This window comes from Nonomuraea sp. NPDC003727 (genome assembly GCF_053586935.1).
On the sequence record NZ_JBSFNE010000005.1, the window covers coordinates 144848 to 166526 of the forward strand.

At 70.6% G+C, this 21679-nt stretch carries 21 protein-coding genes; 9 read left to right on the forward strand and 12 right to left on the reverse strand.

All coding sequences use genetic code 11. The annotated features are described in order from the left end of the window. The first annotated feature begins 73 nt into the window (after positions 1-73). From ACWDLG_RS14885 to ACWDLG_RS14895, 3 genes are all read left to right on the forward strand, one after another. Positions 74-736, forward strand: coding sequence for a neutral zinc metallopeptidase (locus ACWDLG_RS14885; RefSeq protein ID WP_449919969.1), 663 nt, complete (start codon positions 74-76; stop codon positions 734-736). Between the two features lie 62 nt (positions 737-798). Beyond that, positions 799-1062, forward strand: a complete 264-nt coding sequence (locus tag ACWDLG_RS14890) for a WhiB family transcriptional regulator (RefSeq protein ID WP_354906309.1) — start codon at positions 799-801, stop codon at positions 1060-1062. 9 nt (positions 1063-1071) lie between these two features. Next, a complete protein-coding gene (locus ACWDLG_RS14895; RefSeq protein WP_449919972.1) occupies positions 1072-1752 on the forward strand; it encodes a CPBP family intramembrane glutamic endopeptidase in 681 nt (226 codons plus the stop codon). Here the strand turns inward: ACWDLG_RS14895 and ACWDLG_RS14900 are convergent. Both ACWDLG_RS14900 and ACWDLG_RS14905 read right to left on the reverse strand, forming a co-directional pair. Continuing rightward, positions 1694-2440: an ABC transporter permease gene (locus ACWDLG_RS14900; protein WP_449919973.1), complete on the reverse strand. Its 747-nt coding sequence runs from the start codon at positions 2438-2440 to the stop codon at positions 1694-1696. The genes ACWDLG_RS14895 and ACWDLG_RS14900 overlap by 59 nt on opposite strands. A 51-nt stretch (positions 2441-2491) precedes the next feature. Further along, positions 2492-3193: a PIG-L deacetylase family protein gene (locus ACWDLG_RS14905; protein ID WP_449919976.1), complete on the reverse strand. Its 702-nt coding sequence runs from the start codon at positions 3191-3193 to the stop codon at positions 2492-2494. Between the two features lie 95 nt (positions 3194-3288). Between ACWDLG_RS14905 and pcrA the strand changes: the two genes are divergently transcribed. Further along, complete coding sequence (gene pcrA / locus ACWDLG_RS14910; protein WP_449919978.1) at positions 3289-5538, forward strand: DNA helicase PcrA; 2250 nt, start codon at positions 3289-3291, stop codon at positions 5536-5538. A gap of 131 nt (positions 5539-5669) precedes the next feature. Here pcrA and ACWDLG_RS14915 read toward each other — a convergent pair whose 3' ends face one another. From ACWDLG_RS14915 to ACWDLG_RS14935, 5 genes are all read right to left on the reverse strand, one after another. Continuing rightward, positions 5670-6140 (reverse strand): hypothetical protein, encoded by a 471-nt coding sequence (locus tag ACWDLG_RS14915; RefSeq protein ID WP_449919981.1) that lies wholly within the window; start codon positions 6138-6140, stop codon positions 5670-5672. 132 nt (positions 6141-6272) lie between these two features. After that, a complete protein-coding gene (locus tag ACWDLG_RS14920; RefSeq protein ID WP_449919984.1) occupies positions 6273-6581 on the reverse strand; it encodes a hypothetical protein in 309 nt (102 codons plus the stop codon). A gap of 229 nt (positions 6582-6810) precedes the next feature. Next, on the reverse strand, positions 6811-7194 hold the full coding sequence (locus ACWDLG_RS14925) for a hypothetical protein (RefSeq protein WP_449919986.1): 384 nt from the start codon (positions 7192-7194) through the stop codon (positions 6811-6813). A gap of 316 nt (positions 7195-7510) precedes the next feature. After that, positions 7511-8350 carry a hypothetical protein gene (locus tag ACWDLG_RS14930; protein ID WP_449919990.1) on the reverse strand — a complete coding sequence of 280 codons (840 nt, stop codon included), beginning with the start codon at positions 8348-8350 and terminating at the stop codon, positions 7511-7513. A 181-nt stretch (positions 8351-8531) separates the two neighbouring features. Then, the gene (locus ACWDLG_RS14935; RefSeq protein ID WP_449919992.1) at positions 8532-9353 is read right to left on the reverse strand and encodes a hypothetical protein; all 822 of its coding nucleotides are present in this window, start codon (positions 9351-9353) and stop codon (positions 8532-8534) included. A 310-nt stretch (positions 9354-9663) separates the two neighbouring features. Here ACWDLG_RS14935 and sucC point away from each other — a divergent pair, with 310 nt between their 5' ends. The 3 genes from sucC (at position 9664) to ACWDLG_RS14950 (ending at position 13564) form a co-directional block, all read left to right on the forward strand. After that, positions 9664-10845, forward strand: coding sequence for an ADP-forming succinate--CoA ligase subunit beta (sucC, locus tag ACWDLG_RS14940; RefSeq protein ID WP_354906297.1), 1182 nt, complete (start codon positions 9664-9666; stop codon positions 10843-10845). Next, positions 10845-11720, forward strand: coding sequence for a succinate--CoA ligase subunit alpha (gene sucD, locus ACWDLG_RS14945; RefSeq protein WP_354906295.1), 876 nt, complete (start codon positions 10845-10847; stop codon positions 11718-11720). Before sucC ends, sucD begins: the two co-directional genes overlap by 1 nt. Before the next feature lie 221 nt (positions 11721-11941). Continuing rightward, positions 11942-13564 carry a cell division protein PerM gene (locus ACWDLG_RS14950; RefSeq protein ID WP_449919996.1) on the forward strand — a complete coding sequence of 541 codons (1623 nt, stop codon included), beginning with the start codon at positions 11942-11944 and terminating at the stop codon, positions 13562-13564. A gap of 4 nt (positions 13565-13568) precedes the next feature. Here the strand turns inward: ACWDLG_RS14950 and ACWDLG_RS14955 are convergent, their stop codons facing one another. Next, positions 13569-13985, reverse strand: coding sequence for a hypothetical protein (locus ACWDLG_RS14955; protein ID WP_449919999.1), 417 nt, complete (start codon positions 13983-13985; stop codon positions 13569-13571). A 77-nt stretch (positions 13986-14062) separates the two neighbouring features. Here ACWDLG_RS14955 and purN point away from each other — a divergent pair, with 77 nt between their 5' ends. Both purN and purH read left to right on the forward strand, forming a co-directional pair. Then, positions 14063-14686, forward strand: a complete 624-nt coding sequence (gene purN / locus ACWDLG_RS14960) for a phosphoribosylglycinamide formyltransferase (protein ID WP_449920002.1) — start codon at positions 14063-14065, stop codon at positions 14684-14686. Beyond that, positions 14683-16248 carry a bifunctional phosphoribosylaminoimidazolecarboxamide formyltransferase/IMP cyclohydrolase gene (purH, locus tag ACWDLG_RS14965; protein ID WP_449920004.1) on the forward strand — a complete coding sequence of 522 codons (1566 nt, stop codon included), beginning with the start codon at positions 14683-14685 and terminating at the stop codon, positions 16246-16248. The genes purN and purH overlap by 4 nt, the downstream gene beginning before the upstream one ends. Before the next feature lie 8 nt (positions 16249-16256). Here the strand turns inward: purH and ACWDLG_RS14970 are convergent, their stop codons facing one another. The 4 genes from ACWDLG_RS14970 to ACWDLG_RS14985 form a co-directional block, all read right to left on the reverse strand. Next, the gene (locus ACWDLG_RS14970; protein WP_449920006.1) at positions 16257-19349 is read right to left on the reverse strand and encodes a tetratricopeptide repeat protein; all 3093 of its coding nucleotides are present in this window, start codon (positions 19347-19349) and stop codon (positions 16257-16259) included. A gap of 15 nt (positions 19350-19364) precedes the next feature. Further along, the gene (locus ACWDLG_RS14975; protein WP_449920008.1) at positions 19365-19514 is read right to left on the reverse strand and encodes a hypothetical protein; all 150 of its coding nucleotides are present in this window, start codon (positions 19512-19514) and stop codon (positions 19365-19367) included. Positions 19515-19584: 70 nt separating this feature from the next. Then, a complete protein-coding gene (locus ACWDLG_RS14980) occupies positions 19585-20148 on the reverse strand; it encodes a DUF3105 domain-containing protein (RefSeq protein ID WP_449920010.1) in 564 nt (187 codons plus the stop codon). Continuing rightward, positions 20145-21362 carry a hypothetical protein gene (locus ACWDLG_RS14985; RefSeq protein WP_449920012.1) on the reverse strand — a complete coding sequence of 406 codons (1218 nt, stop codon included), beginning with the start codon at positions 21360-21362 and terminating at the stop codon, positions 20145-20147. The genes ACWDLG_RS14980 and ACWDLG_RS14985 overlap by 4 nt, the downstream gene beginning before the upstream one ends. Between the last annotated feature and the right edge of the window lie 317 nt (positions 21363-21679).

Here is a 21679-nt window from a genome sequence, read left to right on the forward strand (position 1 = left end):
GGCGCCTGTCCCGCCGTTGCCCGCGCCCGCCCCCAACGGCGCGTGTCCCGAGCCTGCCAGGCAGGATGGAGGTATGACCGCGCGTCTCCTGACAGCCGCCCTCCTGATGCTGCTGCTCGCCTCGTGCGGCGGCAGCGCCGGCGGGAGTTCGACCGCCGGCGCGAGCTCGAGCGCCGGCGTCCAGGGCGACACCTTCGAGGAGGACGTTCAGCTCGCCCAGACCTATACCGAGCAGTTCTGGGCCGCGCAGTTTCGATCGATCGGCCGCGTCTACCGGCCGATCACCGAGTTCATCCCCTACCGGGGCGACAAGGGCCCAGCGTGCGGCGGCGAGCCGGCCGCGTCGGGCAACGCCTTCTACTGCCCCGAGGGCCACTTCATCGCCTACGACAAGGACTGGATGGAGCAGCTGTGGAAGCAGCTCGGCGACGGCTCCACCTATCTGATCATCCCGCACGAGATCGGCCATGCCGTACAGGCGCAGCTGGGCACGGAGTTCGAGCTCAACGTGCAGTACGAGCTGCAGGCGGACTGCTACGCGGGCGCGGCGCTGGCCGGGCTGGTGAAGGCCGACGTGCTGAGCGCCGAGCCGGGCGACGACAAGGAGCTGATGCTCAACCTGCAGGAGGCGGGCGACCCCGACGACGACTGGTTCAGCCCCGACGCCCACGGCACCGCGCAGCAGCGGCAGCAGGCCTTCACGACGGGCTACACCAAGGGCGTGGGTTCCTGCTGACGTAGGCGGAAGTACGCCTCAAGGGTGATGCGGCCGCCGGTCGGGCGGTCTAGCGTGAACGCATGCCACTGGGGAACGTCAAGGAGATCGGCTGGTTGCGGCGGGGTGCCTGCAGGACCAGCGACCCCGATCTCTTCTTCCCTCCCGCGCCGTCGCCGGCGCAGGAGGCGCAGGCCAAGGCGGTCTGCTCGGGTTGTCAGGTGCTCGCCGAGTGCAGGGCCTACGCGGTGCGCGCGGGCGAGTCCGAGGGCATCTGGGGCGGGCTCACCCCCGACGAACGCAGACGGCTGCGCTTCCCCGCCGGATGGCGGCAGCGGACCGCATAGCCTGCAGGGGTGCTGCTTCGTTCCCTCGCCGTCCTCGTCGCGGCCAACGTCATGAACAACCGCGTCGCCCCCAGGCTCGCCCCCCTCACCTCCGCGCTGGCCACCGGCGCCCTGGTGGCCATGGCCAGGAAGTCGGGCCTGTCGTGGGAGGAGATCGGCTTCACCCGCGGCATGCCCGGCGCCAGGGCGGGCGCCGCGCTGGCGGCCACCGTCGCCGCCGGCTACACCGCGGGCATCGCCGTCCCGCGGACGCGGGCGCTGTTCCACGACGAGCGGGCGCTGTCGCTGTCGACGGCCGAGGTCGTCGAGGCGGTCCTGCTCCAGGTGCCCGTCGGCACGGTCCTGCTGGAGGAGGTCGGCTTCAGGGGCGCCCTGTACGGCATGCTGCGCCGCGACCACGGCACGGTGACGGCCACGGCGGTCTCGTCCACGCTGTTCGGGCTGTGGCACATCCTGCCCTCGATGGAGATGGCCCGCGCCAACCCGGCGCTCGGCGAGCTGACCTCCGGCGACGGCGACATGGCCAGGGTCGTGGTGGGCAGCGTCGTCTCCACAGCGGCGGCGGGCGTGCTGTTCTGCGAGCTGCGCCGCCACCGGGGGCTCCTGGCGCCCGCGCTGCTGCATCTGGCCACTAACTCGCTGGGCTATCTGTTCGCCCGAATCGCCCCCGCGCCACCAGCTCGACCGTGACCAGCACGGCGACCGCCTCGGCGGCCAGCAGGGCGACCAGCACCACGAGCTGAACCACGCCCGCCTCCAGCGGCCGCGCGCCGCCGAGCAGCATCCCCACGAACGCGCCGGGCAGCGTGACCAGGCCGACCGTCCTGGTCTGGTCGAGCGCGGGGATCAGCGCCTGGGCGGCGGCCGGGCGGCAGATCTCCAGGTTGGCGTCCCGGTCGAGGAAACCGAGCGACAGCGCGGCCTCGACCTCGCCCTTGCGCTGGCGCAGCTCGTCGAGGGCGCGCCTGCCGGCCAGCGCGGTGGCGGTCAGGCAGCCGCCGAGCAGGATCCCCGCGATCGGGATGACGGTGACGCCGCGCATGGGCGCCACTCCGGTGCCGAACAGCGCGACCAGGACCGGCAGGGTGCCGGCCGCGATGGGGAGGGCGGCGGGCCACGGCCGTTCCTTGCTGATCCTGCGGCCCGCGGTGACGGCGGCCACGCCGTACATGACGAGCAAGAAGCCGGCGACGGCGGGTGGGGCGCCGATCACCCAGGTGATCACCAGGGAGACGGCGCCCAGCTGGAGGGCGGCGCGCAGGCTCGCGGTGAGGACGGCGCGGGCGTGGCCGAGCCCGCCCAGCCGGGCCACGGCGGCACCGCCCCCGGCCAGCAGGACGACCGTGACGGCGAGGGCGGGCGTGAGCGTGAGTCCCATGGACAGGTTTCTACCTGGGAGCGGCGCGGGCCGCTCCTGGGCAGCCTGGGGTCACGCGGTGGGGACCACCTGGAAGGCCTCGGCGTAGCGGCCCTCACCCAGGCCGCCCTTCACCGCGATGCCCGCCCAGCGCTCGCGGACGAACTCCTCGAACCCCTCGCGGTGCCCGACCTGGCTGGCGTGCGCGGCCAGCGCGGCGAGCTTGCGGTCGATGGTCTCGGTGATGTCCACCCAGTGGTCGGGGGTCATGCTGCCGATCAGCCACACCTCGCCGACCGTCCAGGGCTCGAGGCCGGCCAGCTCCTCGTAGGCGTAGGGGTTGCGGGCGTCGGGGTAGACGGCGTCGAGCGTGGCGGCGCCGACCGCGCGGTGGTCGGGGTGGCTGGGGCCGATGAACTGGTAGTTGCGCTCGGGCGTGCTCGTGATCACCAGGTCGGGCCGCACCTGACGGATCACCCCGGCGATATCGCGGCGCAGCTCGATGGTGGGCTCGACCCTGCCGTCCCGGTAACCGGACAGGAAACGTACGTCGGTGACGCCGACCGCCTTGGCCGCCGCGGCCTGCTCGGCCCTGCGCAGCTCGGCCATGCCCTCGCCGTCGGTCTCGCGCTCGTGACCACCCGCGTCGCCTGCCGTGACGAGGAGGTAGGTCACTTCGACGCCCTTGTCGACGAACTGCGCGATCGTGCCCGCCGCGCCGAAGTCGACGTCGTCGGGATGCGCGGTCACCACCAGGACCCGGGCGAACTCCATATTGACTCCTTCAATGGGGGACGAATCAGGCAACCCAGCGGAACGGCGGCGCATTCCTGGGCGCGTTTGTCGGTGGGGCGCTTTACCCTAGGTCCGTGCCCACCCAAGTCTCTGTTGACCACCCCTTGCTCGACGGCCTCAACCCGCAGCAGCGCGAGGCCGTGATCCATCACGGCAGCCCCCTGCTCATCGTCGCGGGGGCGGGGTCAGGCAAGACGCGGGTGCTCACCCATCGCATCGCCTACCTCCTGGCCGAGCGCGAGGTCCACCCCGGCCAGATCCTGGCGATCACCTTCACCAACAAGGCCGCCAGGGAGATGAAGGAGCGCATCGACAAGCTGATCGGCCCGCGCTCCAAGGCCATGTGGGTGATGACCTTCCACAGCGCCTGCATGCGCATCCTGCGCAGGGAGGCCAAGCGGCTCGGCTACCCGTCCAGCTTCTCCATCTACGACCAGGCCGACTCCCAGCGGCTCATGGCCATGGTCTGCCGCGAGATGGACCTCGACCCCAAGCGCTACCCGCCGCGCTCGTTCTCCGCGCAGGTCAGCAACTTCAAGAACGAGCTGATCGACTACGAGAGCGCCATCGACAGGGCGGGCTCGCACCTGGAGAAGGTGCTGGCCGAGGCCTACAAGGCCTACCAGCTCAAGCTGACCGAGTCCGGCGCGATGGACTTCGACGACATCATCATGAACACCGTGGTGCTCTTCCAGCTCTTCCCCGAGGTGGCCGAGCACTACCGGATGCGCTTCCGGCACGTGCTCGTCGACGAGTACCAGGACACCAACCACGCCCAGTACATCCTCATCAGGGAGCTGGTCGGGCGGCCGCAGCTGACCACCGTCGACGGCGAGCCCGTGCGCTCGGGCGCCGACCAGTCCGAACTGTGCGTCGTCGGCGACGCCGACCAGTCGATCTACGCCTTCCGCGGCGCGACGATCCGCAACATCCTGGAGTTCGAGCGCGACTACCCCGACGCGCGCACGATCCTGCTGGAGCAGAACTACCGCTCCAGCCAGAACATCCTGGCCGCCGCCAACGCGGTCATCGCGCGCAACGAGTCGCGCAAGCCGAAGAACCTGTGGTCCGACCAGGGCGACGGGCCCAAGATCGTCGGATATGTGGCCGACAACGAGCACGACGAGGCCATGTTCGTGGCCCAGGAGGTCGACCGGCTCTCCGACGAGGAGGACGTGCGGCCCGGTGACGTGGCGGTCTTCTACCGCACCAACGCCGCCTCCCGCGTGTTCGAGGAGATCTTCATCCGCACCGGCCTGCCGTACAAGGTGGTCGGGGGCGTGCGCTTCTACGAGCGCAAGGAGGTCAAGGACCTGCTGGCCTACCTGCGGGTCGTCGCCAACCCCAACGACGTGGTCTCCCTACGGCGCATCCTCAACGTGCCCAAGCGCGGCATCGGCGACCGCGCGGAGGCGATGGTCGAGGCGCTGTCCTCGCGCGAGCGCATCTCCTTCTGGGAGGCGCTGCGCAGGGCCGACGAGGCGTACGGCATGGCGACCAGGTCGCTCAACGCGATCCGCGACTTCGTCGCGCTGGTCGAGGACCTCATCGGCAAGGCCGAGGGCATGCCGCCCTCGGCGCTGGCCGAGGAGATCCTGGCGGCCACCGGCTACCGCGCCGAGCTGGAGGCCTCCGAAGACCCGCAGGACGAGTCGCGCCTGGAGAACCTCAACGAGCTGATCTCCGTCGCCACCGAGTTCGAGGAGGCCAACCCCGAGGGCACCCTGGTGGAGTTCCTCGAGCAGGTCTCGCTGGTGGCCGACGCCGACCAGATCCCGGAGAGCGACGGCGGGCAGGGCGTGGTGACGCTCATGACCCTCCACACCGCCAAGGGCCTGGAGTTCCCCGTCGTCTTCCTCACCGCGATGGAGGACGGCGTCTTCCCGCACATCCGCTCGCTCGGCGAGCCGAAGGAGCTGGAGGAGGAGCGCCGCCTGGCCTACGTCGGCATCACCCGTGCCGAGCAGCGCCTCTACATCACCCGGGCGGCGGTGCGCAGCTCGTGGGGCTCGCCGTCGTTCAACCCGGCCTCGCGCTTCGTCAACGAGGTGCCCGCCAAGCTCATCGAGTGGCGTACCGACCCGGAGAAGTCGGCGTGGAGCGCGGCGACGGCACGCAAGGCGGCTCCGGCTCCGGCGAAGAAGGCGGGGGGCAAGCAGCTGCCGTCGCTGGCGCCGGGCGACCGCGTCACGCACGACGCCTTCGGCCTGGGCACCGTGGTGTCCGTCGACGGGGTGGCCGAGAAGACCAAGGTGAAGATCGACTTCGGTGGTGGCGGCGAGAAGACGCTCCTGCTCGCCTACGCGCCGCTGGAGAAGCTCTAGGGGCACGGCCCTCGCGGGCGAGGGGATCCCTCCGCTCGCGAGGGCGTCCGGTTCCGGCTACCACAACGGCACGGTCCACCTGCGCTACCGCACCGGATCGTGACCGTGCCGGCCCGTTCCGGCGGAGGGCGTCATGGTGCTGTGGTGAGTAGGTCGGGGCCGCGCCAGACGCCTGCCGCCGCCGCCGCGAGCAGCGGCGGCCCGAGCAGGATCACGCTGGTCCAGAAGGACGGCTCGCCGTTGGAGGTGAAGACCACGTAGACCGCCTCCCACCCGGCCAGGCTCAGCACGCAGGCGCACGCGACCAGCAGCCTGGCCCGCCACGCGGTGTGCCGCGCCCACCCGGCCAGCGGGATGAGCGCCACCAGCGCGGTGCCCGCCACCAGGAGCCCGAGTACCGCCCCCAGCAGCAGCGACACCAGCACCAACGTGAACAGCCCTGGGATGGCCATGAGCGTGATCTCCCCTTCCTGATACTCGACCATCAGGGCGGAGAGGATCACCACCATGGTCAGGAGCCCGGCCGCCGCGCCTGCCACCGCCCCGGTGACCGTCGTTCTGGCCGCGATACCGCCCGCCTTGCGGGCCTGCCGTGTTCCCACCCAGCACCCCGTCTCCGTTGACGGCCCTAGGACTCCGCGGTTCTGTTCACACCCCGCTCCGCAGGACTTCGGGCACTTCTTGCCGCAAGCGAGTAAGGACAGCGGTCGGGTACTTCGCGCAATGTCGCTTGGTCAGCTGTTCTTGATCATACGGTCGCCGCCCAGGGCGAGAAGGAGGAACATGTCGAACTGGTGAAGGTCTGCCTTGTCCATTCGCTTGATGGCCTCGATACCGGAGCGAGCGGTGTTGACGTGGCCGAGGGCGCTCAGGCGGGTTGCGTCGAAGGCAGGGTCGTAGTCCGCGCCGTGCCGGGCTTCCTGGAGTTCGCTGAACGCGCTGGCCAGCACTTCGAGGTCCGCCGGGACGCCTCCGATGAGGGGATCGACCAGAAGAAGCCGGACGGGGTTCGGTGGGGTGCGTCCGCTCGCGATGTCCTCCACCCATCGGGCGGCTTCTTGAAGTTGCCATGGGCGTACCAGCGGCCGATGGCCTGCTGATGCTCAGTCGGCCCGTTCCTGGCCGCACGTCTTGCGCCATGCTGAACGAGTTCGTGGAAGAGCGCGTAGTAGGCGGTTGAGGTGGCACGTCTGAGGTAGGCAGTTCGAGGACGGCCCCGCCCTGCGGTACGGCCTGCGAGGTGGAGGTAATCGTCTGCCTTGAAATCGCGCCTCACGGGCTGTCCTGCTGATCCCGGGTCAGAGCCCGGTCGATGGCGCCTGTGCTGTTGTCCTCCGCCCGTTCGTCGGCGTCTTCTCGGTTTTCGAACTCTTCCTGGGTGAACAGTGTGAGGTAGACGTGCTCGTCGAGATGGCGTTCGGCGGCGAGCCTGTTCACCTGCTTACGTAGCGCATGCGTGAAATCGGCCGACCACCCGTCCTCATCGGGTGCGTCCAGGATGATCACGGCCCTGAGCGCCGCCTCGCCATCGGCGTCGACGTACGGCTCGACAGAAGCCTGCCGGATGCCCGGCGCGCTTGGCATCCGCATGTTCCGGATCGCCTCGGCCAGTTCGTTCAAGACCTCGCCCTGCCGTTTCACGCTCATGGCGACCATCTTCGCACTCCCTGACTTCGGCCAAAGGGCAGGCGAGAATCGCGTCGCGACGGAATCCGGCTTCGATCGAATGCCTTTCTTCTGATCGAAGCGGCCCTCAGGGTAACCCGTTCTCCGGCTCGGCGACTGTGGAACGGGACCTTGATCCGCCGCCGAGAACTCGGGAGAACGGTGCAGCCGATCAGTAAGAGCAGGAACGTGGACGCCGAGGCTCCGGTACGGAGGTGACGCGTGCCCGAGGGTGTCTCCTCCACCGCTCGGGCACGCGTCCAACGCCTCACCCGCCCGCTTCAGGCGAGGTCAGTGAGGGATCGCCCTACTTGGACGCCTCGGTCAGCGACTCGGGCATGCCGGGCACGTTCGGGAGCTCCTTGTCGAGGTCCTTCGCGTCGACCCACGACTCGGCGGCGGGCTCGGTCACCTTGACCGTGGAACCCCACCCGGTGTACCTGCTGTCGGCGGTGAAGTCGATCGTCTCGCCACGGCCCATCGGCAACGAGATCTTGGTGGTGAACCGGCTCACGAGGCCCTTGCTGTCGAACCAGAGCGCCCACGTGACCTTCTGACTGGCCTTGAAGCCCAGCGGCCTGCTGGGCAGCTTGCCCGCCTTGATGGTGCCCTTGGCCAGGCCGTTCTTGACGGAGGAGGCGCTGGACAGCAGCGTCTTGAGCGTGCCGGGGGAGAAGAGGTCGACGCTGGGGCCGCCGAGGCTGGCCGCGTCCGTCCGCGGGCCGCGCACCCACGTCTTGCCCTCGGGCAGGGAGCCGGCCACGAGGCCGCCCGACAGGTAGCTCCAGTTCTTGACGTTGATCTGGCGGGTCGGGGTGCGCACCAGGTCCTTCAGCGCCGCGCCGTCCTCGTCGCCTTCCTCCAGCGCCGAGACGACGACCGGGTCGAGGCTGAACTTCACGGTCTTGTCGGAGGCGGCGACGCCCGACCTGCTCCATGCCAGGGCGCCGGTCTCGCGGGCGGTGATGACGGGGTCACCGGAGATCGACATCCTGAGGGTGGCGGTGGTCTTGACGCCCTTGCCCGGGACGAACTGGGCCTTGAGCGCCTTGACCGGGTCGGCCTTGGGCGCTGCCGCCTGAGCGGGTACGGCGGTGATCAGCGCGACGCCCGTGGCCAGGGCGAGGCCGACGATGGTTCGCTTCATGTGTTTCTTCCTTCTGGAGGGGGAGGAAAGATCTTTTCACTTGAAGATCACGACCGCGTCTCATCATTCGGGACACCGTGCGCATGGCGCGTGAAGGACAGGAGGCGTGGCTCGGCACCCGGGCAGCGGAAAGCCCGGCGCCCCCGTCGAGGGGCGGCCGGGCTCTCGACGGCGTCGGCTCCTAGCCGGCGGCCTCGGTGAGGACGCTGGGCAGGTCGGGAACCTCGGTCCCGAGGTCGGCCGCGTCGACCACCTCCTCCTCGGGGGGAGCGGTGATGACGACCTTGGTGCCCCAGTCGCTGTAGCGGGTGTCGGCGGTCATGCTCATGACCCCCAGCAGCCCGAAGTCCAGCTTCGCCACGGTGGTCACCCTGGTGACGAGCAGCTTGGAGTTCACGGTGACCGCGTAGGCGACCTTCACCTTGCCCACCTTGCCGGGCAGGGGGCTGCCGCCCGACGCCTTGCTGAGGTCGTTGAGGCTGATCGCGCCCTTGTAGACGCCGCCGCGGACGCTCGACGCGCCCTTGAGGACCGTCTTGAGGACGGAGGCGTCGAAGATGTTGATCAGCTGGCTGCTGGACATGGTGGCGTCGGGCGCGCCGTCGACGCGCACCCACTTCTTGCCCTCGGGCAGGTCGCGGGAGTAGATGCCGCCCTTGGCGTACGTCTGGTCGTTGACGCTGATGTACCTGGTGGGGCTGAACAGGGCGGCGAACTCGTCGTCGTCCGCGACCTTCGGGCCCTTGGTGCGGCGGGTCAGGTCGGAGGCGACGACGCCCTTCTTGCCGAACGCGAGGACGCCGGTCATGCGGCCGACGCCGCCGGACGGCTTGCCGTCCGTGGTCATGGTGGTGGTCTCGGAGACCTTGACGCCCTTGCCGGCGACGAACTGCTTCTTCAGCGCCTCCACCGGGTTCTTCGGCGCGGCGGAGTACGCGAAAGCGGGGGTGGCGACCGCGACCGCGGCTGCGGTGAGCGCGGTGGCGGCGATCAAACGCCTCATGTTGGTTTGTGCCCCTTCGGTCAGATGTGCGGGACATCCTAGATCGCTAAAGAGGACAATCAGGCGATTTGCCGCACATTGGTATGGCGCGCGAGCGATATCTATGACCCGATGACCTGGGCAGGTCGAGCTTGGGACTAGGCTTCCTTGGCGGAAACGCCCGGCACACGGGGGTGGGCCCGGGCCGTCGAACATCAGTCGAATAGCAGGGAGCGAGCCCGACCGAGCGAGCGGAGTGGAAGGCCGAGGAGCGAGGCGTTCCGCGAAGCGAGTGAGGAGGGGGAGCGACCAAGGAGAAGGACGGACCCTCGTGGACCTGTTCGAACATCAGGCGAAGGAGCTCTTCGCGGACTACGGCATCCCGGTGCCGCGCGGCATCGTCGCGCACACCGTGGAGGAGGTGCGTGCGGCTGCCGAGCAGCTGACCGGCCGCGTTGTCGTCAAGGCCCAGGTCAAGACCGGGGGTCGCGGCAAGGCGGGCGGCGTCAAGGTCGCCGACGACGCGGCGGACGCCGTCGCGAAGGCCACCGACATCCTCGGGATGGACATCAAGGGCCACACGGTCCACAAGGTGCTGGTGGAAGAGGCCAGCGCGATCGCGGAGGAGTACTACTTCTCCTTCCTGCTCGACCGTGCGAACCGTACCTTCCTCGCGATCTGCTCCGCCGCCGGCGGCATGGACATCGAAGAGGTCGCGCACAGCGCCCCGGAGAAGGTCGCCAAGGTGCCGGTCTCCGCGCTGACCGGCGTCGACCGCGCCAAGGCGCGCGAGATCGCCGTCGCCGGCGGGCTGCCCGAGAAGTCCCTGGACGGCGCGGCCGAGCTCATCGAGAAGCTCTGGTGCTGCTTCGTCGACGAGGACGCCTCGCTCGTCGAGGTCAACCCCATGATCCTGTCGGCCGACGGCCAGGTGAAGGCCCTCGACGGCAAGGTCACGCTCGACGACAACGCGACCTTCCGCCAGGCCGACCACGAGAAGTTCGCCGACAAGGCCGCCGAGGACCCGCTGGAGGCCGCGGCCAAGGAGAAGGACCTCAACTACGTCAAGCTCGACGGCAACGTCGGCATCATCGGCAACGGCGCGGGCCTGGTCATGTCCACCCTCGACGTCGTCGCCTACGCGGGCGAGGCCTTCCCCGGTCAGCCCAAGCCCGCCAACTTCCTCGACATCGGCGGCGGCGCCAGCGCCGAGGTCATGGCCGCGGGCCTGGAGATCATCCTGTCCGACGTCGCGGTGAAGTCGATCTTCGTGAACGTCTTCGGCGGCATCACCGCCTGCGACGCGGTCGCCAACGGCATCGTCGCGGCCTTCAAGCTGCTCGAGGAGCGCGGCGAGGCGGTGACCCGCCCGCTGGTCGTCCGGCTGGACGGCAACAACGCCCTGCTGGGGCGGCAGATCCTGCGCGACGCCGGGCTCAAGGGCGTCGAGCTTGTTGACACGATGGACGACGCGGCCAAGCGCGCCGCCGAGCTCGCTGCGGTAGGTGCGTAATGGCAATCTGGCTGACCGAGAACAGCAAGATCATTGTTCAGGGCATGACCGGCGGTGAGGGCACCAAGCACGCCAAGCGCATGCTCGCCTCCGGCGCCAGGGTCGTCGGCGGCGTGAACGCCCGCAAGGCCGGCACCACCCACCTCGACCTGCCCGTCTTCGGCACGGTCAAGGAGGCCATGGAGCAGACCGGGGCCGACGTCTCCGTCGTCTTCGTGCCGCCGGCCTTCACCAAGGACGCGGTCATCGAGGCCATCGACGCGGGCATCCCGCTCTGCGTGGTCATCACCGAGGGCGTCCCGGTCCACGACACCACGGCCTTCTGGGCCTACGCGGTCGCCAAGGGCAACAAGACCCGCATCATCGGGCCGAACTGCCCCGGCATCGCCTCGCCCGGCGCGTCCAACGCGGGCATCATCCCCGCCGACATCACCACCGCGGGCCGCATCGGCCTGGTGTCGAAGTCCGGCACGCTGACCTACCAGCTCATGTACGAGCTGCGTGACTTCGGCTTCTCCACCGCCGTCGGCATCGGCGGCGACCCCGTCATCGGCACCACGCACATCGACGCCCTCCAGGCCTTCCAGGAGGACCCGGGCACCGACGCGATCGTGATGATCGGCGAGATCGGCGGCGACGCCGAGGAGCGGGCCGCCGCCTACATCGAGCAGCACGTGACCAAGCCGGTCGTGGCCTACGTGGCGGGCTTCACCGCCCCCGAGGGCAAGACCATGGGCCACGCGGGCGCGATCGTGTCCGGCTCGGCCGGCACCGCCCAGGCGAAGAAGGAGGCGCTGGAGAAGGTCGGCGTCCGCGTCGGCAAGACGCCCTCCGAGACCGCCCGCCTCATGCGCGAGATCATGCAGTCGCGCTAGTTCCCGTCCATCGCGGGGGCTCTCCTCCGTACGGCGGAGCGTGATGACGGCCACCGGGGTCACCCGGTGGCCGTCCGCATGTCCACGCCACTCCAGCGGGACTCCGGTGCCCGCCGTGACGTGGCAGGCGCCGCTCGATCGCGGCCTGCCGTCCAGGATGAATGGCGACTCACGGCGCGGCTGAGAGGTTCTTGACTGAAAACTTGAGAACATCGAGCACTGTGACGGCCCTTCTCGATCACCTGCGGACAGCTCCCCGGACGGTACTCAGCAAGATCTCCGGAGATGACGACGAGACGCGGCGGCCGCTGCCCGTCTCAGGGATGCTCGCGGCTGCGGCCACGCTCGGGGTGGGCCTGGCCGTGCTCGTCACCCTCACCCTGGTCGGCTGGATCGCCGCGCCCAGGGGCGCGCTCGGGGCGGGCCTGCCGGGGGTGTTCCGCACCGCGGCGCAGATCTGGCTGGCCGCGCACCACACCGGGTTCTCCTGGTCGGGCGGGCAGCTCGGCCTGCTGCCGCTGGGGCTCATGGTGCTGCCCTCGGTGCTGCTGTACAAGGCGGCCATGTGGATGGCGCGCGACGCCGACCTGCGGCTGCGGCTGCCCGCGCGGCTGCCGAAGAACAGCCCGAAGGAGCAGGCGAGCGCCCGGCGCAAGGCCCAGCTGGTGCTGGTGGCGCAGGCGGGGGTGTCGCTGGCCGCGCCGTACGCGCTGCTGGCCGGGCTGATGGCGCTGGTGGCCAGGAACGACGTCACCCAGCCGTTCATCGGCGAGGCGCTGCTCAGCCACTTCCTGCTGGCGTTCGTGGCGGGCGTGCTGGCCACCGCGCGCACCATCGGCCCGTGGCGGTCGATGCTGCGGCTGCTGCCCGAGCGGGTGCGCGCCGTCACGGTCGGCACGGCCGTCGCCGTCGCCGTCATGCTGGTCGCCGGCCTGGTGCTGGTGCTGGTGGCGATCGCGGTCAACTTCCAGCAGGTACGCGAGCTGACCGACGGCCTGGCGCCGGGGTTCGTTGGCGGGCTGCTGCTCCTGCTGGTCCAGGCCCTGTACCTGCTGAACGCCGTCATCTGGGGGCTGGCCTACATCGCCGGTCCCGGGTTCGCCGTCGGCACCGGCACGCTGGTCGCGCCGACGGGCGTGCAGTTGGGCTACGTGCCGACGCTGCCGCTGCTCGGCGCGCTCCCCGAGAACGGGCCGGTGCCGGCCGTCATGATGGGGCTGATCGCGCTGCCGTTCGCCGCCGGCGCCGTGGCGGGCGTGGTGGTCGCCAGGATCGCGCCGTCGCCGTCGTACGAGGCGGCACCGCTGTGGGGGTTCGTCACCGGCGTCACCACGGGACTTGTTGCGGGGCTGCTGGCCGAGCTGTCGGGCGGCTCGATCGGCGGGGCCAGGCTGGCCGTGGTCGGCCCCTCGGCCTGGGAGGTGGCGCTGTCGGTCAGCCTGGAGGTCGGCGTCGCCGCCGGCATCTCGGCGGGGCTGGCCAACTGGTGGCTGCTCTACCAGGGGGCGCGCGGCAAGGGCCCGATCGCCCGCAAGCTCGACACGGCGCGCAAGGCCGGCGCGGCCATCGCGAAGGCGGCGAGCAAGGTCGGCTTCGCCGAGCCGGAGGGGCGCGCCCTGCCCGGCCACTGGATGGACGCCACCGAGGCCGACACCCAGCCCATCCCGGTCATCCGCGACGACTGGCAGGACGAGCACGCCTCAGCGGCGGCCGAGACGCTGGCGCAGGCCAAGCCGCGCGGCCCCGAACGGTCAGGGCCGCCCCGCCGCGACATCGTGGACGAGTCCGACGACCGCGGCGGCCACGTCATCTACCTCGACCCCTACGCCTGGGACCGCGACTAGGCGGCTACTCCACCGCGCCCAGGAACTCGATCACACCGGGCGGGAGCTTGGCCGCCGCCGCGTTCCTGAACTCCGCGAAGCACGCGTTCTGCGCGGCCACCGTGCCCGCCCCCTTCCTGCACTCCTGGTAGGCGGCGTACTCGTTCATCAGGTACAGCTGCATCGCCGTCGCCGACGCCGACAGCAGCAGCGCGATCGCGGAGATCACGATGCCGCCCACCGCGACGCCCGTGGACCTGCCGGCGGCGCGCAGCGCCGGCCGCGCCCTGAATCCCGCCAGCAGGGCGAAGACCGCCATGACCAGGCCGGCGAGCGGAAGCATGAACGTCATGGCCAGCGCCGCGATGGCCAGCCATATCGCCCTGCGGCCCGCGGACTCCGCGAGCTGCTGGTCGCCCGGTGCCTGCACCGGTGTCGTCACCTGACCTCCTCAACGTTGCCGGACGAGGAACAGATACCCTGGCTACCCCACCCCGAGCATGTGAATGGAGTGCGCCTGTGTCGCAGGCAGGTCGGCTTGTGGTTCTCGTCTCCGGCTCTGGAACCAACCTACAGGCCCTTCTGGATGCCTCAGCAGATCCGTCGTACGGCGCGACGATCGTGGCGGTGGGTGCGGACCGCGACGGCATCGAGGGGCTGGCCAGGGCCGAGCGCGCGGGCGTGCCGACCTTCGTCGAGAAGCTCTCCGGGTACGGCTCCCGCGCCGAGTGGGACGCCGCCGTCGCCGCGCGCATCGCCGCCTACCGGCCCGACCTGGTCGTCTCGGCCGGCTTCATGAAGATCCTCGGCGAGCCGACGCTGAGCGCCTTCCCCGTGGTCAACACCCATCCCGCGCTGCTGCCGTCCTTCCCCGGGGCCCACGGCGTGCGCGACGCGCTGGCCCACGGCGTCAAGGTCACCGGCTGCACGGTGATGCTGGCCGACGCGGGCGTCGACACCGGGCCCATCATCGCGCAGGAGGCGGTGCGCGTCTTCGACGGGGACGACGAGCACCAGCTGCACGAGCGCATCAAGACCGTCGAACGAGAGCTGCTCGTCGACACCGTCGGCCGGATGGTCCGCGAGGGCTGGACCGTCTCCGGCCGTACCGTCCGCATCGGACCAGGAGGAGAGAAGAAGTGACCGAGCGCAGCGAGGGCGCTGCCCAGCCCGACAGCCGCATCGCCATCAGGCGCGCGTTGATCGCGGTGTACGACAAGTCCGGGCTCGAGGAGCTGGCCCGAGCGCTCGACGCCGCGGGGGTGGAGATCGTCTCCACGGGGGGCACGGCGGCCGCGATCGCCTCATCCGGCATCGCCGTCACCAAGGTCGAGCAGCTGACGGGTTTCCCCGAATGCCTGGACGGCAGGGTCAAGACCCTGCACCCGCGCGTCCACGCGGGCCTGCTGGCCGACCTGACCAAGGAGCACCACGTCGCCCAGCTGAACGAGCTGGAGATCGACCCGTTCCAGCTGGTCGTGGTCAACCTCTACCCGTTCGAGCAGACCGTGGCCTCGGGCGCCTCCGACGCCGAGTGCGTCGAGCAGATCGACATCGGCGGCCCCGCCATGATCCGCGGTGCCGCCAAGAACCACGCCACCTGCGCCGTCGTGGTCGACACCGGCTCCTACGGCGAGATCTACCGCGCCCTCGACGAGGGCGGCTTCACCCTCGACGAGCGCAGGAGCCTGGCGGGCCGCGCCTACGCGCACACGGCCGCCTACGACGTCGCCGTGGCGACCTGGTTCGCCGAGACCTACACCGGCGACCGGCGGTTCAGCGGCACGGCCGGCCGGCTCAAGAACGTCCTGCGCTACGGCGAGAACCCGCACCAGCAGGCCTGGCTGTACGTCTCCGAGGACGGCGGGCTCGCCAACGCCGAGCAGCTGCACGGCAAGGAGATGTCCTACAACAACTACCTCGACGCCGACGCCGCCTGGCGGGCCGCGTGGGACTTCGACGCGCCGTGTGTCGCGATCATCAAGCACCAGAACCCGTGCGGCATCGCCGTCGGCGCCGACGTGGCCGACGCCCACCGCAAGGCCCACGCCTGCGACCCGGTGTCGGCCTACGGCGGGGTCATCGCGGTCAACGGGGAGGTGAGCGTCGAGCTGGCCAGGCAGATCGCGGAGGTGTTCACCGAGGTGGTGGTCGCGCCCTCGTTCGCCGACGAGGCGCTGGCCGTTCTCACCGGGAAGAAGAACCTGCGCCTGCTGCGGTGCGGGCAGCGGCCGGCCAACGCCACCGAGTTCCGCAGGGTCGACGGCGGGCTGCTGGTGCAGACCGCCGACCGGATCGACGCCCCCGGCGACGCGCCGGAGAACTGGGAGCTGAAGGCCGGGCCCGCGGCCACGCCCGAGCTGCTGCGGGAGCTCGACTTCGCCTGGCGGGCGTCCAGGTCGGTGAAGTCCAACGCGATCGTGCTGGCGGCCGCGGGCGCCACGGTCGGCGTCGGCATGGGCCAGGTCAACCGGGTCGACTCCTGCCGTCTCGCGGTCACCCGCGCGGCCGACAGGGCGGCCGGGTCGGTGGCGGCCTCCGACGCGTTCTTCCCGTTCGCCGACGGCCCCGAGGTGCTCATCGCGGCCGGGGTGAAGGCCATCGTGGAGCCCGGCGGGTCGATCAGGGACGACGAGGTCATCGCGGCCTGCGAGAAGGCCGGCGTCACCCTGTACTTCACCGGGACGCGGCACTTCTTCCACTGACCGGCGCGCTACGGCCATCGCCCCTGGGCAGGGGGCGATGGCCGTTCGTGACCGGCGAGCGCCTGCCTCGCCGCGGCCACACGGTGGCGCAGGTTCTCGGCGACGGGAAGACCCGCGGCGGTGGCGATGGTCAGCGACCTCTCCCAATGGGTCAGCGCCCCGCGCTGGTCGCCTCTCGCCCAGCAGACCTCGCCGAGCCCCTCATGCGCCGAGGCGGACTTGGCCGCCTGCCCTCCGTCCTCGATGACGCGTAGCGCCGTGGTGAAGCAGTCGGCCGCCGCCTCCACGTCGCCCATCGCCTGGTGGACCCGGCCCAGGACGTTGAGCACCGACCCCTCGATGTCGCGATCACCCATCTCCCTGGCGAAGACGAGCGCCTGCCTGCAGTCCTCCAGCGCCCGCTCGGGTTTCCCGTCCCGCCGCAGGCAGTCGGCGCGCAGGAACAGCGCACGTGCCTCGACCTCTCTCGCGCCGATCTGGCGGCTGAGGGCCAGCCCGCGCTCGAGATGGTCCGACGCGGTCTCCAGATCGCCGGACAGCGTCGCCACCCATCCCACGTTCACCAGGCTCAGCAGCTCGGCGAAGGGGTTGCCGAGCGGGCGCTGGATCTCCAGCGCGCGCAGGTGACTGTCGGTCGCCTTGGCATAGCGGCCCAGCTGGGTGTGGGCCACGCCGATGTTGGTCAGCACCATGGCGAGATCGTGTGGTGTGCCCTCCACCTTCAGGAGATCCAGCGCCCTGTCCAGATGGCCGAGGGCCTCCTCGAACCGTCCGATCCGGATGAGCGCGATCCCCATGTTGCTCAGCAACCGGGCGGTGCCGTCCTGGGTCTCCTCGAGGGCGAGGCCGGCGCTCAGCGCCTCCAGGGCGTCGCCGTACCGGCCGATCCCGATGTAGGCCACGCCCAGGTGCCGGCACACGGTCGCCTCGCCCGCGCGGTCACCGGCGGCTCGGGCCGCGCGCAGCCCGGCGCCGTAGCACTCGAGCGCCTCGTCGCCGTGGCCGTGCCGTTGCAACAGCGGTCCCAACGTCGCGGACAGCCGCCACGTCCGTGTCAGCAGCCCGAGTTCCTCCGCCCGGCCGATGACGGCGGTGAGGTTGCGATGCTCGGCCCTGATCAGGTCACGGACGCCGGTGGTGGTCCGCAGAACGGGCAACGGCGAGCGGTGGTCCTCCGCGTCCATCTCGCCGAGCTGGCGGCCCGGATTGATCAGGGTCTCGCACGCGTGCCCGAGCCTGAGGGAGTAGTCCACCAGCCGCCGCACCGCCGCCAGGCGGGACTGCTCGCTCTCCTCCTGCTCCGCCAGCATCCGCGCGTGGTGCCTGATCAGATCGTGGAACTGGTAGCGGCCGGCGGCGAGCTGGATCAGCAGGTGGACGTCGAGAAGGTTCTCCAGAAGTCGCTCGGTCTCCGCCACGTCCACGCCGATGAGCGACGCCACGCCGTAGGCGTCGAAGTCGGCGCCGGGATGGACGCCGAGCATGCGGAACAGGCGCTGTTCGGCATCGGAGAGGTGCTGGTAGGAGACGGTGAACGCGGCGATGACACCCCGGTCGCTCGCGGTGAGCTCGGCCAGGCGGCGGCGCTCGTCGCGTAACCGGTCGAGCAGGGTCGTCAGGGTCCAGGCCGGGCGGTGCGCGAACCGGGAGGCCGCGATCCGGATGGCCAGCGGCAGCAACCCGCACATGGCCACCACCTGGTCCACCAGCTCGGGACGCGCGGCCGTGCGGTCGGCGCCGGCGATGCGGACGAACAGCTCAGCGGCCTCAGCGGGGGTCAGCTGCTCGAGCGAGAACGACGTCGCTCCCTCGAGCGCGGTCAGCCGCCGCCTGCTGGTCACCAGGACCCGCGCCGAGGGAGTTCCCGGCAGGAGCGGGCGAACCTGGGCGGCGTCCTTCGCGTTGTCGAGGACCACGAGCACGCTCTTGCCGCCCACCTCGGCCCGCCAGAGGCCGATCCGCTTCTCCAGCGTGTCGGGTATCTGCTCCGGCGGATGGCCGAGATCCCGCAGGAGCAGGTCGAGCGCCGTGAACGGGTCGAGCGGGCGTTGCCCCGGTGTATGACCGTGCAGATCGATGAACAGCTGCCCGTCGGGATATCGGGCCGCGAGCAGATGCGCGGCGTGGACCGCGAGCGCGGTCTTGCCGACACCTGGCATGCCGTCCACAGCCGTGATCACGATCGCGGTGGTCGCGGGCGCGGCCGTCATCCCGAGCAGCCGGTCGATCTCCCGCGTCCGTCCCGTGAAGTCCGCGATGTCGTACGGCAGGACGTTCGGCCTGGCGTCCGGCCTGATGTCGCGCCGTTCGCGTGGCGCGGGCCGGGCCTCGTCGCGCAGCAACCGGGCGTGAACGGCTCGCAGTTCGGGACTGGGGTCGACGCCGAGTTCGTCGGCGAGGAGCACGCGGGTGCGCTCGTAGACCTCCAGCGCCTCCGACTGGCGTCCCGCGTGGGCGAGCACGAGCGCGAACCTGCCGACCAGGCTTTCGCGTAACGGGTTCGCCGCCGCCAGCTCGGCGAGGTCGGGTACCAGACCCGCCACCTCGCCGAGCTCGAGCTGATGATCTATGAGGAGTTCCCATGCCGACAGCCGGTGTTCGTTCATCCGGGTCGCGGCGGCCTCGATGACGCGCCCGGTCATCCCGCACAGCGCGGGGCCACGCCACAGCTCCAGCGCCTCGGACACCATGGTGACGGCGGCAGAGGCGTCACGCTGTCTCCGCGCGGCCTCGATCGCGCGCGAGAACCGGCTGGCGTCGACCTGCTCCTCGGCGATGTCGAGCCGGTATCCGCGCCCTTCCGTGACCAGGATCCGGCTCAGCGGCCCCAGCTTCCTGCGAAGCGTCGCGACCGCGTTGTGGACCTGTTCCCTCGCCGTCTCCGGAGGGTCGTCGTCCCACATCGCGTCGACGAGCGCCGAGGTGCTCACCGCCGTGTTGGCGTTGAGCAGAAGCGCCGCCAGCACCTTCTCCTGCCTCGGGCCGCCGAGGCGGAGGGCGCGACCGCCGGCTCGCACCTCGAACGAACCGAGCAGGCGGAACTCGACGTCGCCTGAGCCCTCGCCCGCCGTCGCTTCGCCGGTACCGGTCTTGTCGTCCATGGGAAGATCATGAGATCAGCAGATCGTCCCCCACAAGGGGCCGCACGGCCCTGCCAGGACGGTCGCCGGTCGCGTCTGTCCCTCGTTCTCGGACGGTGTGGACGCCGCGGTGAGCACGGTGACAAGGGCGAGCCCGCTCAGTAACGAGGCGAAGAACGCGCGCATCAGGATTCCTCTCGGAGACGAACGATGTCCCAGGTATCCTCCGAAACCGCGCTATCCAATCGCTATCGACTCAGCAGTCGGTCGGGTTGCTCCAGCCGTGGACGTAGCGCCCGCTCAGCCTCTCGATGAAGGCCGAGATGCGAGGCTCGTCGGGCTCGATCATCCTGTCGAGCCTGCCCCAGGCGGTGAGGGCGATACCGACGCCCATCGCCGGGTCGGGGAACATGACGACGTCGGCGCCGTACCGGCGGGCGATCCGTTTCAGCGCGTCCACCCGCGCCGGTGGTGTGTCCGGTGAGTAGTGGATGACGACATGACCGTGTTCCATCGCGTGCACGTACAGGCCGGGAGGGACAGGGGAGTCGTAGATTCCGGTCGCCACGGTGAAGGCGAAGTGCGGCCCCGACGTCGGCGGCTGGGAGTTGTAGCGGACGCCCGCGCCTTCCGCCTCGGGGATGTGCGGGCTGTCGAGAACGGGCACCTCGAGGCCCGGCAGGCACGGCGCGTGCCTGCTGCTCGCGACCGACCCCGTGACGGCGCCGAAGATGACCTGGTACGGCCCTGAGGCGAGGGCCATGAGTGTGGCGGCAAGAGCGGCGCCGGTCGCCAGCCGCCAGATCCATCGTCGGCTCATCGCAACGCGCCCTCCTTCCGCCGCCGGTGCTCCCGGACGGCGAGGAACGCGGGGGCCACCCGGGGAACCACCACGAACATCGCCATGAGCAGCGACGACCAGAACACCCAGGACGTGAGCTGGAATCCGGCGAGATTCGCGGCCGCCCAGGTCACCATTCCGATCATGAAGGGGAGGCCGAAGTTCAGTACCAGCCATACGACGCCGATCATTCCGGCCAGGTACAGCAGGGAGAACCACCGGGCGACCGCCCGATCGCGCTCGCCCGTCGCGGCCAGTTCAGCCGCCTCGCTCGCGGACAGCCGCCACAGACGGTCCTTCAGCAGCAGCCAGGTGGTCCGGTACAGGTCGTGGCAGTGGAGCGCGTTGGCCAGCACCGCGTACATGTCGCTGCGCATGAACACGGCCGCGAACTGCCAGGCGACGGCGAGGCACTGGACCAGGACCACGGCCGCGAGCAACCGGTCCACCACGCCGGGCACGGCCAGCCACCCGTCGCGATTGGCCAGCCGTACGGCCAGCGCGCAGGCGATGACGAGGCCGTCGATGGCGATCCCGGCGAGAAAGGGACCGTAACGCCGGTTCCGCGGCGTGGCCACGATCTGCGTGAGATCGGTCTCGAAGACCAGGAAAGCGCCCCGGTAGGACACGCGGAAGACCGCCGGTATGCCGGCGGCGCGTCCGGCGAGCCAGTGCCACCCCTCATGGCAGGCGGTCAGCGCGACGCTGACGGGGAACAGCACGAGAACCGATATCACCGGATCGGGTAACCACCACCCGTGCTCGTAGGCGGGCCGCAGGTCGGGCCGCAGCGCCAGCACGGCCACGACGAACACCCAGGCCAGGCCGTAGACGGTCCACGCGCCGACGCCGAACAGGCGCCGGGCCGACACCTGGCTGACGCCCTCGATCCAGCGGATCCGGCGCCTGCTCCGCGCGCGCCCGGCGCCGGGGAGGTGCGGCGGCTCCAGGAGCCCCGCCGCGGCCAGCCCGTCCAGGAAGTCGTCGGCGTCGACCGGTTGACCTGCCACGTCACTGGCCTTGGCCGTCGCCTCGGCGAGTGCGCTTCCGTTCCGCACGGCCTCGACGAACACGGCCCCTGGCTCGGGCACCGCTACGTACACGCCGAGATCGGGCCGGCCGATCACGAAATCGTTCCCGTCGTGACCGACGACGAAGCGGCACAGCGCCGCCCTTGCCTCCTCCTCGGACAAGGTGCCCCTCCTTCCTTCCTCCGGTCATGAGTCCCGGACGGCTGCGCCGTCCGGGACTCATGACCACGCGACTCGTCACCCGCAAGGGTTGTTCCAGGTGCCAAAGCAGTCGCCGGTCAGACGGACGTTCTCGATCCGCTTGATCTCGATCCTCATGGTTCGCCTCCCTTCCACGGTCGGCGGGCGGCCCGATGGCGTGCCCGCGTCGGGTGTTCCGGCCAGGAAGAGCGCGGCGACCAGCGCAGGCGAGTGCCCCCGCCCCCCCCATTGGAGGCCGCTCTCCTCGAGGCATGGGACAACCGTAGAAACGCCGGCTA

Excerpts from the sequence above, each read along its gene's own strand:
- ACWDLG_RS14885 (WP_449919969.1), top strand. The coding sequence starts at position 74 with ATGACCGCGCGTCTCCTGACAGCCGCCCTCCTGATGCTGCTGCTCGCC.
- ACWDLG_RS14890 (WP_354906309.1), top strand. The coding sequence starts at position 799 with ATGCCACTGGGGAACGTCAAGGAGATCGGCTGGTTGCGGCGGGGTGCC.
- ACWDLG_RS14900 (WP_449919973.1), bottom strand. The coding sequence starts at position 2,440 with ATGGGACTCACGCTCACGCCCGCCCTCGCCGTCACGGTCGTCCTGCTG.
- ACWDLG_RS14905 (WP_449919976.1), bottom strand. The coding sequence starts at position 3,193 with ATGGAGTTCGCCCGGGTCCTGGTGGTGACCGCGCATCCCGACGACGTC.
- ACWDLG_RS14925 (WP_449919986.1), bottom strand. The coding sequence starts at position 7,194 with ATGGTCGCCATGAGCGTGAAACGGCAGGGCGAGGTCTTGAACGAACTG.
- ACWDLG_RS14930 (WP_449919990.1), bottom strand. The coding sequence starts at position 8,350 with ATGAAGCGAACCATCGTCGGCCTCGCCCTGGCCACGGGCGTCGCGCTG.
- ACWDLG_RS14935 (WP_449919992.1), bottom strand. The coding sequence starts at position 9,353 with ATGAGGCGTTTGATCGCCGCCACCGCGCTCACCGCAGCCGCGGTCGCG.
- sucD (WP_354906295.1), top strand. The coding sequence starts at position 10,845 with ATGGCAATCTGGCTGACCGAGAACAGCAAGATCATTGTTCAGGGCATG.
- ACWDLG_RS14970 (WP_449920006.1), bottom strand. The coding sequence starts at position 19,349 with ATGGACGACAAGACCGGTACCGGCGAAGCGACGGCGGGCGAGGGCTCA.
- ACWDLG_RS14975 (WP_449920008.1), bottom strand. The coding sequence starts at position 19,514 with ATGCGCGCGTTCTTCGCCTCGTTACTGAGCGGGCTCGCCCTTGTCACC.
- ACWDLG_RS14980 (WP_449920010.1), bottom strand. The coding sequence starts at position 20,148 with ATGAGCCGACGATGGATCTGGCGGCTGGCGACCGGCGCCGCTCTTGCC.